The organism is uncultured Campylobacter sp., from assembly GCF_938030815.1.
GTDB lineage: Bacteria > Campylobacterota > Campylobacteria > Campylobacterales > Campylobacteraceae > Campylobacter_B.
Window position 1 is genome coordinate 1 of sequence record NZ_CALHII010000065.1, and the last position, 14,737, is coordinate 14,737.

Below are 14,737 nucleotides of genomic sequence, written 5' to 3' on the forward strand. Positions count from 1 at the left end.
TCTTGCTTCAGGCTGCCCGAAAGCATGGCCTGCGCCCACCAAAGCAGCCTGCACCATTACCTCCGGAGGATAATGACGATAAAGAAGCTAACAAATTAAATCACATCTTTAACAAAAAAGAGCATAAATTAGATGATTTTTAAATAAATTTTGACGACAATCAACAACAAGCTTATAATGCTATAATTAAAGAACTTGAAAGAGATATGGCAAATGGTAAGTTGCCAAATAATTTTACTAATGGCTATAAAGTTAATATTAAGGGCTATGAAATTACTGTACGTGGAGTTATAAAAAATAGAAAACCAAAAATCGGAACGATGTTTATCCCTTGATAATTTTACGGATATTGCAAATATCGAAGCTGAAATTATTAAGCTAATAAGTGATGATTTAAGCGATTATGCGCTTTATGAGCAGTTTGAAAATTCAAAAATTACAAAAAGAGAGGTTTCGACAGCCGGATATTATTGCCATTTCAAGTGTAAAAAAATATTAGAAAAAAGCAAAAACAACGGTTTTGTCGGCAATGTAAATTTAACGCTTTCTGATGAAAACATTGGAGGAGCAATGGTTCTTTTGGAAAATGGAATTTTAAAAATGTTAGAATGCTACTTTTGGGAAGAGAATAATTTTTTTGAAAATATTGTAAACGGGCAATAGTAGATAAAAGACTTAAGCGATTTTAAGCTTAATAATATTTTGTTGATTGTCGACGAAAATGAATTTGGGCAACTATAAAAAGGTGAATTTTATAAAATTTCACCTACGACCGAGCAGAATAAAATTTTAAATTCTATGGTTTAGACAAAGCGTCACGCTTACTGCGATGAAATCTCACGAAATTTCATAAAATTTTTCTACCGCGCGAATTTAAATCCACGTAGCCAAGCTCTAAAATTCCGTAAAATTTCGCGCGATATGGCGTGGTTTGACGTGGAGCGTGGCGTGGCGCGAGCTCTATTATGCAGCGCGGTGCGATGCGGCGTGACGTAGCACAAGTGCGGCATGAACCCTACTCTACGGTGCCGTTTGACGCGACATGAGCCCTAATCCGCGGCGTAATGCGGCTCAATCCTCGTCTGTCGCGGCGCCCTCGAATATATCTCGGTGCAAAATTTCTTCCAAAACGACCGTCGCATAAGAGCCTTTCGGCAGGTAAAAACTGAAGCTAAAATGCGCATTTTGCGCATCATAGGCGTGCTGCACGCGCTCCATAAAGCTCCATGCAAACCTGCGCGAGCCGTTCATCTGCGCCTCAAACTCGCGTGAGGGCGCGAAAATTTCATCTTCAAATCTGCCGCCAAGCCCGCTAGCTCGCAGCTTCGCTCGCCCCACGATAAGGCCTGCGCTCGTGATTTCTCGTCTTGCGAACCGCTCGCACTCTGCGCCCAGATCGTCGCAGCTAAAAAACGCGCCACGGGGAAAGTGTCCTAAAATCTCGCCCCTTAGCAGCTTAAAAAACTGCGGCTGAGCTGCGATCTCGCGCGCCTCCTCCTTGCTTAGTCCGTAAATTTTAGCAAACTCCCCAAGGCTAAATTCCGCCGCAAATTTTGAAATTTCGACCCGCTTGCTAAGCCAGCGGTTAAAAAGCTCACTCTGATAGGCGCTGATTAGAAAGTCGCGCATTTTGGGGTTTTTAAGCCGCCTCTGTCCGCGCAGCACCTCCTCGCCCTGCGCTGCGTTGTCGCCGAACTTGCCGAAGCGTTGATAGCCGAAGTAGTTCGCAAAGCCCTCGCGCCCTAGCGTATCTAGCGCGGCTGCGAGCTTAACGGCGTCGGGCGGCAGGACCTTTTTTAGGCGGATGAAAAAGTCATTGCCCTTAAGATGGCCGATTTTAAGCTTGTTTTTGTGCCTTTGCACGCTTAAAATTTTAAGGCTCTCGTGCGAAAACCTGCCCAGTGCGGGCTCAAATTTAGCAGGCATGCTAACGTGCTGCGTCGTAAGGCCCTGCTTGTCTTTAAGCCCCGCGTAGCCGAACTCGCGCATCTTAGCGCCCGTATGTTCGCTTAAAATCCGCAGCGCCTCGTGCGTGCCGATGCCTTTTTTTTGCAGCAGCAAAATGCAGTGCTCGCCATCATTGCTAGGCTCGTAAAGCGGCACTTCGCGCACGACGAAATCGCTTGAGTTTTTACTAAAATGCGCATTTATCGGCGCGTGATTTAGGGTGTATAAAATTTTCATAGCCCGCCTTTGCGTTAATCTAAGGCACAATTTTATAAAATTGAGCCTAAAAAACTCATTATTAAGGCAAATTCTAGTATCATTCGCCATAAAAAAAGGATGAAAAATGCTAATCAGGCTCTTTCGCTTCGATCCCCGCTGCGACATCGCAAGCTACTTCAAGCCCTATGTTTATGAAAGCGTGCCCTTTGCCGATCTTGCGGCGCTGCTTGACGACATTTCCGCGCACGATCCCTATTTTAGCGCGCAGAGGGTGGAATTTGTAAAAATCGGGGGCACCACCGTAAGCGTAAAAGAGCCGCTAGATACGCTGATAGCGCACTTTGGAAGCGAGCTAATCATAGCCCCTCTTAGCGAAAAAGAGGCGATTAAAGATCTGCGCTGCGAGCCGAGGGCGTTTTTGGATAAATTTAAAGCCTTTGAGAGCATCGCGGACGCCTCTGATTTCGAGTTTTACAAAAGCCTCGCGCCCTATTTTTACTCGACGAAAATCCCCGCATGCTCGCAGGAGTTTTTGGGCAACAGCGCCTTTATCTTCGCGCACCGCCTGATGCAGACGCACCCGAGCGAGCGCATGAGGGTTTTAGAGATCATCGAGCCGCAGATGGCGTATTTTACGAAGTGCGACGCCGTGGGGATGGAGTTTGACGACCGCGCGGCATACAGGGCGTTTTGTGATATTTTAAAATTTGAGCCCGCGCGCAGCAATAAAATTTTAAGCGCGCAGAGCATGGCGGAATTTGACGCAGCGGGCGCGAAGCACAATTTTAGCGGCTTTAACGTCGCCGTGTGGTACGACGAGGCCGCGGAGGAGCTGGCTAGCAGGCTGGGCGCGCAGATCGTGCACTTTGGCTGCGAAGGCGCGCCGCTTGGAGCGCAGATATACGAGCGCGAGCGGGAGTGCGCGCTGCGGCTGGGGGGCGAAATTTTATTTGACGCGTTTGATAGCGGAAGCGATTTTTTGCTAGTAAATTCCAAGCTTGCGCTTGATTTTTTAGACGGCAGAAGCGATGAAATCCAAAGGCTTTTCGGCAGAGATCTCGCGGGCTTTTATCTAATTACGACGGATGAGCTCATCGCTCTAGCTCGCGGCGAGAGACCCGACTTTTCGGCACGCAAGCTAAAGCCGACGCTGATTTAAATTTGACGCCAAAAATTAATTCTAAATTTCTAAGACATGCCAGCGCCAAAGATATCGAAATTTAAGCATGGAATTTTTCCGTCTTGTAGACAATTCGGCACCTAATATTTTTTGGCTATTCCAATGCTAATTCTATTTTAGCTTGTTTATTAGCTTTACTTTAAAATTTGGAGCTTGATCCCATGCGCCATCTAAACCAAATACATCAAGCGCCTCAGCTAAAAGATCTATAATATCTTGTGTTTTTAGTCTGAATGTTCGAATAGGATGAAGCTCAAGCAAGTACCAGACAGTATTGTACTTTATAGAATCAATAATCTCCTTTTTTTCATCCAATTCTATATCTAATATTACTTTAATAATACTTCCTTGGTAATATAAAGTCCAAAGCGTTTTACTTAAATATCCATGATCTACCTCGGGATCTGGGAAAAACCCTGTTTTCATAAGCCAGCAGTCACGCTCCCTGTCTATAACCCAATACCATTGATCCGGCAAGCCTTTATCGTATGGATTATATTTAAGAAAAATCTTAGTAAGTTTATATTTTTTATCATCCTCTTTTGTGATGATCGCATTTTCAAACGCCACTTTATCCCCTTTGCTTTAAATTTTTGATATAAAAGTTACTTGAATGTTTTCCTTAGGGACAATAGATCCTCCATCGCCATATTCATTTAAAATTTCTTTTAAAATATCTACAATCTCTTGCTTTGGTATATTCCCAATATCGCTTCTTATGGATTCTAGTTCATATATTATTCTAAACGGATTATCTGTAACTTTTTTACCAGTATTTTCGTTGTATATATCTCTTAAATCGATCTCTATATCTTTACCTTTATAGTGCAAAAGCCATATATATTCACCGCTAAATTCCATATCTCTCGGATCTCCGATAGTGATACTGCGCACAGGAAAAAGCCAAATACCTCTTTCTCGATCTATACACCAGCTTCTTGAATTTAAGTTTGCCCAAACAAGCTCACCCTGATAATACTTATTGCATATCTCATTGCACGGTTTTAGCAAATCGTATTTCTCGACATCCTCTTTTGAAATTTCCTCTGTAACAAACGCCATTCTCTCTCCTTAAGAATTTAAAATTTTAGACTACTGCGGGTTGCCGCCGTCTTTGCTCTTGCGACAATCGTTTAGCCATTCGCACAAATAGCTAAATATACGCTAAATTTCATCTTGCCGCGCCGCGTGAAATTTTAAAATTTCGCTTTTATACAGGCGCTGTTTTCTTGCCTATCTCTTGCCGATAACTCGCCGCCTGCTGCTTAGATGAAATTTTAAAATTCCACCACCTGTACGCATGGATAGAATTTTAAAATTCCATCGTTCGCGCGCACGTACCGCGTATGAAAACTCCATAATCCGCCGCTAAATTCCATTTGCGGCCGCTCAAAATCGCGCGGGCTTGCGCGAGATAAAATTTTAAAATTCAGCCGTCTGCACGAGTGGACGAAATTTATAAAATTCCGCCGCCGCAAATCAAAAGGGCAAACAAAGGCGCCGTCGCGCAGAAATCGCGCGGATTAGCAAAAGTCGCGTTCTAATTTCGTGATAAATTTATAAATTCCGCCTACGCTTCGGCGGTTTCGTTTTCGTCGATTACGGCTTGCATCGTGTCTCTGGCGTGCTGCAGCCAATCTTTATCGCTCGTGTCGAGCAGGTCTAGGTAGATGATTTTGACGTGTCCGCTGTGGACGGTGAAATCGTGAGAGTTTGCGATGTGCTGCGTGCCGATGAGTACCACGGGCTGGACGCGCAGACCGAGCTTGCTAACGATCGCTTTGGCGCCGCTTTGGAATTGCAAAAGCTGCGTGCCGCGATGTCTGGTGCCCTCGGGAAACATCGTGATGACGCGCCCTTCGCTCACGCGCTGCTGCACTTCGTGCACGATCCGCACCAGATCGCGCGGATTTGAGCGATCGACCTGGATCATCTTTGGAAGCGTGATGATTTTGCCGATGATAGGGATGTCTGCGATCTCCTTTTTAGCGATCCAGCAGATATCGGCGGGATGAGTCTCTTCAAGCACGACGATATCCATTATGCTTTGGTGGTTGGCGATTACTAGCTGCGCGCGCGGATCGGGAGTGCCCACGATCTGGATATCGTACCCGATGCCGTAGCGCTGGAAGCGCCCCCAAATGCGGCGAAAGCGGCGATGAGAGGAGTTTTTCACCGCCATGGCGATCACGACGCAAACGACGGTAAAAATAAACCAAATCGCGTAAAATAGCGCTCTAATCCTTGCTAAGCTCATCTTTTTTAACCCAGCCGATCTTGTTGCCGCCCAGCATGATTTTATAAAATTCCTTATTCGTACCCAAAATTTCGACCTTCTCAGGATTTTTAGTCACGTAAAACACGGTGGAGCTTTGCATAGGCAAAATTCTAACCGGGGAATTTTGCGCGATGCTGCCCGTGCCGTAAGGTCTTTGCGCATAGAAATTTACTGCCAAAATTAGCACCGCAAAGATAAGCGGCGTGATATTTTTACTAAGCAGAAACATCACCAAAAGCACGGCAGCTAGCGTGTAGATCGCGATCTGCTTATAGGCTTCGAACTTGCTCTCTTTCGGATTTAGCCCGATCTGCGTGCTAAGATCCTCGGCGCGCGGATTAAGCTCAAGGCCGAAATTTTCAAATTTTTTAGTATTAAGATTGAAATAGCTGAAGTCTAAATTTGTGATATTTTTATCCACGACGGCGAAATAATATCCGCTTTGGCTCGCGTATGTGCCGCGCACGGAGTCCACACCCTGCTTGATAATGGCGGGATTATCTATGCTAAAAGCGCTGATTGCGCCGTTTCGGATACCAAGATCGAGCGTGAGTAAATTTGAAGCGTCGTCAAATTTAGTAGTTTTGTAGTTTTTAAGTTTCAGCTCGTCGGCTACGATATGCGAAAAATTAGGCTTCGTGTCAAGCTTCATAAATTCTGGATTATCAGGCTTAATAGAGCTTTTTTCAAAGAATTCTCCGTTGCGCTGCAGCGTCAAAACGAGCTCATTTATCTTATCGCTCTTATCGCTTGCCGCAAACCACAGCGTCGTCTCAAACATCTCGTCACCCTCAATCCACGTAAGATTGTCGGCATTAAGCCACTTCATACCATTGGTGCGGCTGATCTCTAGCTTTGGCTTAACGGTGATTTTCTGCCCCAAATATACGGCGAAATCAATCTTAAAAATTTGATTGCAATACACCTTCCTAGGCATCCCGCTGGCTTTTAGCGTAAGCTCTTTGGGCTTAATGTCCTGATAGACCTTATCGTCGGATACATCAAGATCGACTTCGTTAGTAGGCGCCAAAGCCTTAAGATCGTCGATGCTTAGATTATCCATCGACATAACCTCTTTTTTATTATACTTCAGCATCACCTTGGAATTATCGCGCGTCTGCGGCTCGTCGGGCTTATCCTCAGCTTTTTTCGGCGCATATTTACTTAGATCATCAAGCGAATCGATCTCAATCTCCGGCGCAGCAAACGCAAGCGTGCAGACACCTAAAATAGTAAGAATTCTTTTTAGCAAATTAAGCCTTTTAGCATTTTCTCTCCGTCCGTGCCGCCCAAAATAGGCTCTATCGCGCGCTCAGGATGCGGCATCAGGCCGAAAATCTTTTTATTTTTATCGCAAATCCCAGCAATTGCGTCCACTGAGCCGTTCGGATTTAGATCCGCGCCGTTTGCGTCGCAATATTTTAACAGCACGCAATCCTCGTCGTATAGCGACTTTAGCGTATCTGCAGGCGCATAGTAGTTGCCCTCGCCATGCGCAATCGGGATATTTAAAATTTCGCCCTTATCGCAACAGCGCAGGAATTTATTGTCGTTTGAAACGACGCGCAAATTGTGAAATTTTGAGATAAAGCTTAAATTTATATTTTTATTCATCGCGCCTGCGAGCAAGCCTAGCTCCAAAAGCATCTGAAAGCCATTACAGATGCCTAGGATATAGCCGCCGCGCGCAGCATGAGCAAGAACCGCCTTCATCACCGGACTAAATTTAGCAATCGCCGCGGTTCGCAGATAATCTCCGTGGCTAAAGCCGCCGGGAAGCACGATCAGATCGGCATTTACGTCGGTTTCTTTATGCCAGATTATCTGCGTTTCGCAACCGAGCTTATCAAAGGCGTATTTGGTGTCGCGCTCGCAGTTGGTGCCTGGGAAATTTACGATCGCTACCTTCATATCACGATCTCGTAGTCTTCGATGACGGTGTTTGCCAAAATTTCATCGCACATTCTAGCGACGTCGGCATAAATTTTATCCCTATCCTCGCCATCTAGCTCAAGGACGATCTGTTTGGCTACGCGCACATCTCGTACGCTGCTAAATCCAAGCGCAGCAAGGGCGTGCAAAACCGCCTTGCCCTGCGGATCGAGCACGCCCTGCTTAAGCCTTACGTTTACGATCACCTTCATCGCTTATCCTAAAATTCTACGCAAGACCTCTTCGTAGGCCACTTTTACGCTACCGAGATCCTGTCTAAATACGTCCTTATCGAGCTTTTTGTCGGTCTGTTTGTCCCAAAAGCGGCAGCTATCGGGGCTGATCTCATCTGCAAGCAGGATATTGCCGTCCTTATCTCTGCCAAGCTCGATTTTGAAGTCTACGAGCTTTAAATTTCGCTCATCGAAAAATTTAATCAAGATTTCATTGATCTTGCGCGCGATCTTTTTGAGCTCATCAAGCTCGCTTTGGCTCTTTACGGCGCCAAGCAGCAAGCAATGCTCGTCGTTTAGGATCGGATCGCCCAGCTCGTCGTCTTTGTAGCAAAACTCCACCAGAGCAAACGGAAGCTTCGTGCCCTCTTTGATGCCCAGACGCTTTGTAAGCGAGCCGGTGGCGATATTGCGAGCGATGATCTCAAGAGGAAAAATCTTGCATTTTTTTACGAGTTGCTCGGTCGGACTGATCGTCTCAACAAGCGCAGTGGCGATGCCGTGCTTTTTAAGCAGATCGAAAATCAGCGTCGAAATTTTACAATTCAGCGCACCTTTGCCACTCTCTTCGGCCTTCTTGACGCCGTTAAACGCCGTAAGCGAATCTTTAAATTCCGAAATCAAAAGGTCGTCACTTTCGTTAACCGACCACATCTTTTTGCCCTTGCCTTCGTAGATGAGCTCTTTTTTGGTAGCTTGCATCACACTCTCCTTACTTGATGTTTAGAATTTTTATCGCGTCTATTGCGGTTTTCAACTGTATATCGTTATTAATCTGCTCTGCAGTGATGAAATTTTTCTCATCCTTTTTCTGAGCATCTTTTTTCTTGGTCTCGACCTTGGCTAGCTCGCCTTGCAAATGCTTTTTGAGATCGGCCTCTTTTAGCGAGAATTCATCCTCGTCGCGGCTTGGCACCTTGCCCGGCGCCACTATGAGATCAGGCGTCACGCCCACCGCTTGGATAGTGCGGCCGCTTGATAGATAGTAACGCGCTATGGTTAGTCGCAAGGCTTCTTTATCCTCGATCGGGAGGATCACCTGCACGCTTCCCTTACCAAAAGTTTTTTCACCAACCAACACGGCGCGCTTTAGATCCTGAAGCGAGCCGCTTACGATCTCGCTCGCGCTTGCGCTGCCGCCATTAACCAAAACCACAAGCGGTAAATCGGTGATCTTCTTTTTAGGATCGGCGTTATGTGCTTCGGTTTCGTTTTTCGCGCGCCCTTTTTGAGAGACAATAAGACCTTTGCTTACGAATAAATTCACAAGTCCGATCGCCTGATCCAAAAGCCCGCCCGGGTTGTTTCGCAGATCCAAAATAATACCCTTGGCATCTCTGTGCTCTTTTATAAATTTGCTCGCGTCCGCCACCACGTGCTGATCGAAATTTGTAACGCGCAGATATAAAATTTTATCATCCTCGATCATCTTGGCATAAACCGATTCCACTTTGATTATGTCGCGTATGATCTCGACGTCGAAAGGCTTGCTAACGCCTTTGCGTACAATCGTTAGAGTGATTTTGGTTTTCGGCTTGCCGCGCATTTTTGAGACTGCATCGTCGATCGTGATGCCGAAAGTCGCGTTGCCGTCGATACGCAATATCACGTCGTTAGCCTGAATGCCTTTCTTGTCGGCAGGAGTCCCCTCGATAGGCGAGATGACGGTCAGAACGCCGTCTTTCATACCCACCTGAATTCCAAGTCCGCCGAACTCGCCCTCGGTTTGCACTTTCGTGTCGTTAAACGCCTTTTCGTCCATATAGCTTGAGTGCGCGTCGAGGTTATTCATAAGCCCCGAGATCGTCTTATCCACAAGCTCCGAGAAGGTCATCTCATCGACATAATTGTTCTCGACGATCGCAAGCGTTTTGGTAAGCTTAGCTAGCGCCTCCAAACGCGTTTTTTCGCTGTCTGGCTTTTTGGTCGCATTGACCTCTCTGGCTTGTAAATTTCCGGTAAAAAAACTAACGCCTAAAAATAGAGAAAATATGAATCCCAAGCCGAAGAAGAGGTGTTTTTGTCGCAAAGCATATCCTTGAAAATAAAATGTAGCGAATTTTATAGAAAATTGGCTAAAAATAAGGTAAATTTCATACGAAATTTGCGCGTTTACAGATAAATTTAAGGCGAAAATTTTAAAATCTCACTAAAAAACCTTGACATAAAGACACTAAAGTTATATAATGCAACCAACTTCAACTTTAGGAGAAAATTTATGAACGAAACTATCGAAATTTTAACCGATAAAATGCGCTCTTTGCTCGAAAGCAGCGTTTCTTTGGCGATCCATTCCAAAAATAGCGAAGTGGGCGTATTGCACATGCTCTGGGCTTTGGTAGCCGACAGCGGCTCGGTGCTAAATCAAATTTTTAATAAATTTAGCATCGAAAAAACCGCGGTCGAGCTTGAGATCAAAAGCGAAATTTCAAATTTGCCTACGAGCTCAAACGTCACGAAGGAAAACGTGCGAATCTCGCGCGAGCTGATGAACTCGCTAGAGATCGCAAAAGGGCTGATGACGAGCTCGGGCGATAAATTTATCGCCGTAGATACCTGGCTGATCGCAAATTTAAACGCAGATCCGCTAAAGAAAATTCTGTCTAAATTTGCGGATCTTAGCGAGATCAAAAAGGAGCTTGAGGCGCTTCGCGGCGGTAAAAGCATCGATTCGCAAACCGCCGACGAGACGCTTGAGGCGCTTAGTAAATTCGGCGTCGATCTCACAGCCAAGGCAATCGCGGGCGAGCTCGATCCGGTCATCGGCCGCGACGAGATAATCTCGCGAATGATGCAAATTTTAATCCGCAAAACGAAAAACAACCCTATCCTACTGGGCGAACCGGGCGTGGGAAAAACCGCGGTCGTCGAGGGTCTTGCGCAGCTGATCGCCAAAAAAGAGGTACCGCTCAGCCTGCAAAACAAACGCGTCATCGCACTTGATATGAGCGCGCTGATTGCGGGCGCGAAGTACCGCGGCGAGTTTGAAGATAGGCTCAAAGCCGTCATAAACGAGGTCGTAAAAGCCGCGAACGTCGTGCTTTTCATCGATGAAATTCACACCATCGTAGGCGCAGGCGCAAGCGAAGGCTCGATGGATGCCGCAAACATCCTAAAGCCCGCCCTTGCGCGCGGCGAACTGCACGCAATCGGCGCTACGACGCTGAAAGAGTACCGAAAGTATTTTGAAAAAGACGCTGCGCTTCAGCGCCGCTTCCAGCCCGTGACGGTCGCGGAACCTAGCGTGAGCGAGGCTACGGCGATCCTGCGCGGCATAAAGGAGCGGCTAGAGGTGCATCACAACGTCACCATCACTGATAGCGCGCTTGTGGCGGCTGCAAGGCTAAGCGACCGCTACATCAGCGATCGATTTCTGCCCGATAAGGCGATCGATCTCATTGACGAAGCGGCGGCGGAGCTTAAAATGCAGATCGAAAGCGAGCCAAACGAGCTTGCCAAGGCCAAGCGCGACATCCTCACGCTTCAGGTCGAAAAGGAAGCCCTTAAGATGGAGGATGACGGCAAAAACGACGAGAGGCTCGCGCAGATCGATAAAGAGATCGAAAATTTAACCGAGCAGAAAAACGCGCTTCAGGCTAAATTTGAAAACGAAAAGTCCGTATTCGGCGGCATCAGCGAGGAGAAAAAAGCGATCGACAGCCTCAAAAACGAAGCTAGCCTAGCAAGACGCAACGGCGATCTTAGCAAGGCTGCCGAGATCGAATACGGCAAGATCCCCGCCGCGCAGGCAAAGGTCAAGGAGCTTGAGGCGAAATGGGACGTGATGAAAGAAAACGGCGTGCTTTTGCGAAACCGCGTGGACGAGGAGAGCGTGGCTGAAATTTTAAGTAAATGGACGGGCATCTCGGTAAGCAAAATGCTCTCCTCCGAAAAGGAGAAATTCCTTCACATCGAGGAGCACTTAAAAGAAAGCGTCGTGGGGCAGGACGAGGCGCTGCACGCCATCGCTCGCGCCGTCAAGCGCAACAAAGCCGGTCTCGTGAACGAAAACCGCCCGATCGGAAGCTTTTTGTTTCTAGGCCCTACCGGCGTCGGTAAGACCGAGAGCGCGAAGAGCTTGGCGAGGTTTTTATTCGACGATGAGCGGGCGATGATCCGCTTTGATATGAGCGAGTATATGGAAAAACACAGCGTCAGCCGCCTGCTCGGCGCGCCTCCGGGATATGTGGGCTACGATGAGGGCGGGCAGCTTACCGAAGCGGTGCGCAGAAAGCCCTACTCTGTGCTGCTTTTTGATGAGATCGAAAAGGCGCACAAGGACGTTTTTAACATCCTGCTTGGAATTTTAGACGACGGACGCGCGACCGATAATAAGGGCGTTACGGTCGATTTCAAAAACACGATCATCATCCTAACGAGCAATATCGGCTCGGCTAAGATTATGGAGCTTGACGCCAAAAATGCTGGCAAGCCGCGCGAGGTCGCGCTTGCCGAACGCGAGGAGGCGGTAAAGAGCGAGCTGAAGAATTATTTCAAGCCCGAATTTATCAACCGCCTGGACGATATCGTGATCTTCAACGCCCTAAGCGAGGACGATCTTATAAAAATCGTGGGCATTATGTTTAAGAGCCTGCAAAAAACGCTCGCAAACCGCGGCATTAGCGCGAGCTTGAGCGAAGATGCCAAAAAGCTCATCGCCTCGGCGGGCTTTGATATCGAATACGGCGCAAGGCCGCTACGAAGGGCGCTCTACGATCTAGTAGAGGATAAGATCGCCGATATGATCCTAAGCGACGAGATCAAAACGGGCGATAAAATCGAAATCGGCGCGCGTGACAGCGAGATCGAGATAAAGAGGGCGAAGTAAAATCGGGCGGAATTTATCCTGCAGGGTAAATTCCGCGCTTCGACAGAGTAAATTTGGCGAGGTAAATCTCACGCCTTAGCTAAGTAAATTTGGTGGGTAATCTATCCCTTGGGAATTGAAACTTTTTCAGCTCCGGGTGAGACGGGAAAAAGCTCGTGAATAGAATTCCATCCCTTTGGGAATTAAAACAGTCCGTATATGATGAAGCGGAGGGGCTCGGTGAAAGTAGAATTCGATCCCGTTGGGAATTGAAACCCGATTTCTCAAAGCATAGCGGTATGACCGATAGCGTAGAATTCCATCCCGTTGGGAATTGAAACACGGATACCGACATTTCATTCCAGCTCTTTTCGGTAGAATTCCATCCCGTTGGGAATTGAAACTCCGTTTTTCGCTCATCAATCCGTCGTATTTGAGCGTAGAATTCCATCCCGTTGGGAATTGAAACCTGGAATAAGAGCCTACGACTTTCCGTTCCTTGCGGGGTAGGATTTCATCCGGTTGGGAATTGAAACGCCCCACATCAGTAAAATATTCATACTCGCGTAAAAGTAGAATTCCATCCCGTTGGGAATTGAAACAGAAATGGGCATAAGGCTCAATCTTTTCGGCTTTGCGTAGAATTCCATCCCATTGGGAATTGAAATACTCTATTTAAAATCTCATTTTCCCTCTCCCATAGTAGTATTTTATAGAATTTACCAAGCCGAATTCTGCCTGATAAAATTTTTGCCAAATAAAAATTCCGGCTTAGATTTTAAAATTTATCGAGTAGGGTTCCGCATCTCAGAGCTTAGAATTTCAAATTTAAGAAACAGTGGCTTTGAGTTGCAGGATTCAAAAGCGCAAGGATTTTAGATTATAAAATTTGAAATGCCGGCAAGCTTTAAATTTGAAGCAGGTAAAGAAGATTACGAACCCCGCGGTTTGAAATTTTAAATTTGAAGTCAAAGGTTTCAATAGGACGCGCCGTCCGATCCCCGCTGCGGTTTGAAATTTTAAATTTGAAGTCAAAGGGGCAAATTTTAAGATCATTTCAAAATTTGCCCCTTTTAAATTTCTATATTTTCAAGCTCTATTCACAAAATTTTACGTATTAATTTACGCAAAATTTAGCCAAAAAAGATGACTAAATCAACCTATCCGCATTAAATTTTATCACCTCTTTTTAGAACAAAAACCGTCGCGAACGCGATTATTAGCGATGATAAAGCGCTTATTATCATTATATTAAAATTAAAATTTGAGCGATCAAACAGATGACCTAACCAGGTCAAATCGGCTTTTGCTAGGACTATCACAGCTAGCGAATAAGTATAAAATAAACTTATAAAAAATGCAGATACGGCGTATATTTTATCCAGTAGAATAAAAGCCTTTATTTTAGAAAATACGAAGCAGCAGATGATCAGAGGCAAAATTACCATCGCACAAAATAGATATAATATCATAGCGCCGAAAATATCGCTTTCGCTATCGCTCGCCTCTTCGTGCCATGTTAGTTCAAAAGCTTTTAAAACGATAGAAAACGGATTCGCGATATCGTAACCGCTATACTCCGCCAAAAAAACCGCATCCATGCCGGCAAATATAACGCCCAAGCAGTCTATAGTAAAAAAGAGCAAGGCAATCCAGAATAAAATCCTCACCCCTTTTAGCTCAAAACATTTTTTAATCACCTTAGCCCCTAATTTATAGCTTTTAAGATCAATTTGGCTTTTATATCGTGTTTCATTTCGGCGCTTTTAAGACTCTTTGTCGTGATCTCTCATCAAATTTAAGCCTTTTGCTGCGCTAAATTTTAAAATTTACCGAGCTGAACTCTGATCGGATAAAAAACTATTTATCCTTTTCTTGCATCTATCAACGTGACTTTATAATTCTCACCTTGTTTATTGTTCTCGCGTCATTTTTTATCCTTTCTTAATCGTGTAAAAAAGTTACGACTTCATGCTCTTTTGGTAAATTTTCTCTACCGTCAATACCGCGATTACCATATTCCGTTAGAGCTTCTTTTAAAATTTTATAAAGCTCATCTAACGAAATTCCGTCAATACTAGAATTTATATTTTCCAGCTTATATTTGATAAAAAAGGGGTTATCGACTAGCATTTTACTTG

At 45.6% G+C, this 14,737-nt stretch carries 13 protein-coding genes and 1 pseudogene; 2 read left to right on the forward strand and 12 right to left on the reverse strand.

The genetic code is table 11. From position 1 onward, the window contains the following. Positions 1-1,071 precede the first annotated feature (1,071 nt). Positions 1,072-2,184 (reverse strand): tRNA pseudouridine(13) synthase TruD, encoded by a 1,113-nt coding sequence (gene truD, locus Q0277_RS02425; protein WP_297995223.1) that lies wholly within the window; start codon positions 2,182-2,184, stop codon positions 1,072-1,074. A gap of 106 nt (positions 2,185-2,290) precedes the next feature. Here truD and Q0277_RS02430 point away from each other — a divergent pair, with 106 nt between their 5' ends. Continuing rightward, complete coding sequence (locus Q0277_RS02430; RefSeq protein ID WP_297995225.1) at positions 2,291-3,325, forward strand: hypothetical protein; 1,035 nt, start codon at positions 2,291-2,293, stop codon at positions 3,323-3,325. Between the two features lie 132 nt (positions 3,326-3,457). Here Q0277_RS02430 and Q0277_RS02435 read toward each other — a convergent pair whose 3' ends face one another. From Q0277_RS02435 to Q0277_RS02475, 9 genes are all read right to left on the reverse strand, one after another. After that, entirely contained in the window at positions 3,458-3,916 is a 459-nt protein-coding gene (locus tag Q0277_RS02435) for a hypothetical protein (protein WP_297995227.1), read from the reverse strand. Positions 3,917-3,931: 15 nt separating this feature from the next. Then, positions 3,932-4,408 carry a hypothetical protein gene (locus Q0277_RS02440; protein ID WP_297995229.1) on the reverse strand — a complete coding sequence of 159 codons (477 nt, stop codon included), beginning with the start codon at positions 4,406-4,408 and terminating at the stop codon, positions 3,932-3,934. 171 nt (positions 4,409-4,579) lie between these two features. Continuing rightward, entirely contained in the window at positions 4,580-4,705 is a 126-nt protein-coding gene (locus Q0277_RS02445) for a hypothetical protein (RefSeq protein WP_297995231.1), read from the reverse strand. 211 nt (positions 4,706-4,916) lie between these two features. Further along, positions 4,917-5,603: a lysophospholipid acyltransferase family protein gene (locus tag Q0277_RS02450; RefSeq protein ID WP_297995232.1), complete on the reverse strand. Its 687-nt coding sequence runs from the start codon at positions 5,601-5,603 to the stop codon at positions 4,917-4,919. Beyond that, positions 5,584-6,876: an SH3 domain-containing protein gene (locus Q0277_RS02455; protein ID WP_291937538.1), complete on the reverse strand. Its 1,293-nt coding sequence runs from the start codon at positions 6,874-6,876 to the stop codon at positions 5,584-5,586. The genes Q0277_RS02450 and Q0277_RS02455 overlap by 20 nt, the downstream gene beginning before the upstream one ends. Continuing rightward, on the reverse strand, positions 6,870-7,535 hold the full coding sequence (gene purQ, locus Q0277_RS02460; protein WP_297995233.1) for a phosphoribosylformylglycinamidine synthase I: 666 nt from the start codon (positions 7,533-7,535) through the stop codon (positions 6,870-6,872). Before purQ ends, Q0277_RS02455 begins: the two co-directional genes overlap by 7 nt. Beyond that, positions 7,532-7,768 (reverse strand): phosphoribosylformylglycinamidine synthase subunit PurS, encoded by a 237-nt coding sequence (gene purS, locus Q0277_RS02465; protein ID WP_297995235.1) that lies wholly within the window; start codon positions 7,766-7,768, stop codon positions 7,532-7,534. The genes purQ and purS overlap by 4 nt, the downstream gene beginning before the upstream one ends. A 3-nt stretch (positions 7,769-7,771) precedes the next feature. After that, complete coding sequence (purC, locus tag Q0277_RS02470; protein ID WP_297896375.1) at positions 7,772-8,491, reverse strand: phosphoribosylaminoimidazolesuccinocarboxamide synthase; 720 nt, start codon at positions 8,489-8,491, stop codon at positions 7,772-7,774. Between the two features lie 10 nt (positions 8,492-8,501). Then, positions 8,502-9,791 (reverse strand): S41 family peptidase, encoded by a 1,290-nt coding sequence (locus Q0277_RS02475; protein WP_297995241.1) that lies wholly within the window; start codon positions 9,789-9,791, stop codon positions 8,502-8,504. A gap of 216 nt (positions 9,792-10,007) precedes the next feature. On the opposite strand from Q0277_RS02475, the gene Q0277_RS02480 reads away from it, so the two are divergent. After that, entirely contained in the window at positions 10,008-12,617 is a 2,610-nt protein-coding gene (locus Q0277_RS02480) for an AAA family ATPase (RefSeq protein WP_297995236.1), read from the forward strand. A 1,148-nt stretch (positions 12,618-13,765) separates the two neighbouring features. Here Q0277_RS02480 and Q0277_RS02485 read toward each other — a convergent pair. Both Q0277_RS02485 and Q0277_RS02490 read right to left on the reverse strand, forming a co-directional pair. Beyond that, complete coding sequence (locus tag Q0277_RS02485) at positions 13,766-14,296, reverse strand: hypothetical protein (protein WP_297995238.1); 531 nt, start codon at positions 14,294-14,296, stop codon at positions 13,766-13,768. Between the two features lie 244 nt (positions 14,297-14,540). Next, positions 14,541-14,737 (reverse strand): annotated as a pseudogene (locus tag Q0277_RS02490) (hypothetical protein); the annotation flags it as partial.

Excerpts from the sequence above, each read along its gene's own strand:
- Q0277_RS02480 (WP_297995236.1), top strand. The coding sequence starts at position 10,008 with ATGAACGAAACTATCGAAATTTTAACCGATAAAATGCGCTCTTTGCTC.
- Q0277_RS02430 (WP_297995225.1), top strand. The coding sequence starts at position 2,291 with ATGCTAATCAGGCTCTTTCGCTTCGATCCCCGCTGCGACATCGCAAGC.
- purC (WP_297896375.1), bottom strand. The coding sequence starts at position 8,491 with ATGCAAGCTACCAAAAAAGAGCTCATCTACGAAGGCAAGGGCAAAAAG.
- purQ (WP_297995233.1), bottom strand. The coding sequence starts at position 7,535 with ATGAAGGTAGCGATCGTAAATTTCCCAGGCACCAACTGCGAGCGCGAC.
- purS (WP_297995235.1), bottom strand. The coding sequence starts at position 7,768 with ATGAAGGTGATCGTAAACGTAAGGCTTAAGCAGGGCGTGCTCGATCCG.
- truD (WP_297995223.1), bottom strand. The coding sequence starts at position 2,184 with ATGAAAATTTTATACACCCTAAATCACGCGCCGATAAATGCGCATTTT.
- Q0277_RS02445 (WP_297995231.1), bottom strand. The coding sequence starts at position 4,705 with ATGGAGTTTTCATACGCGGTACGTGCGCGCGAACGATGGAATTTTAAA.
- Q0277_RS02450 (WP_297995232.1), bottom strand. The coding sequence starts at position 5,603 with ATGAGCTTAGCAAGGATTAGAGCGCTATTTTACGCGATTTGGTTTATT.
- Q0277_RS02440 (WP_297995229.1), bottom strand. The coding sequence starts at position 4,408 with ATGGCGTTTGTTACAGAGGAAATTTCAAAAGAGGATGTCGAGAAATAC.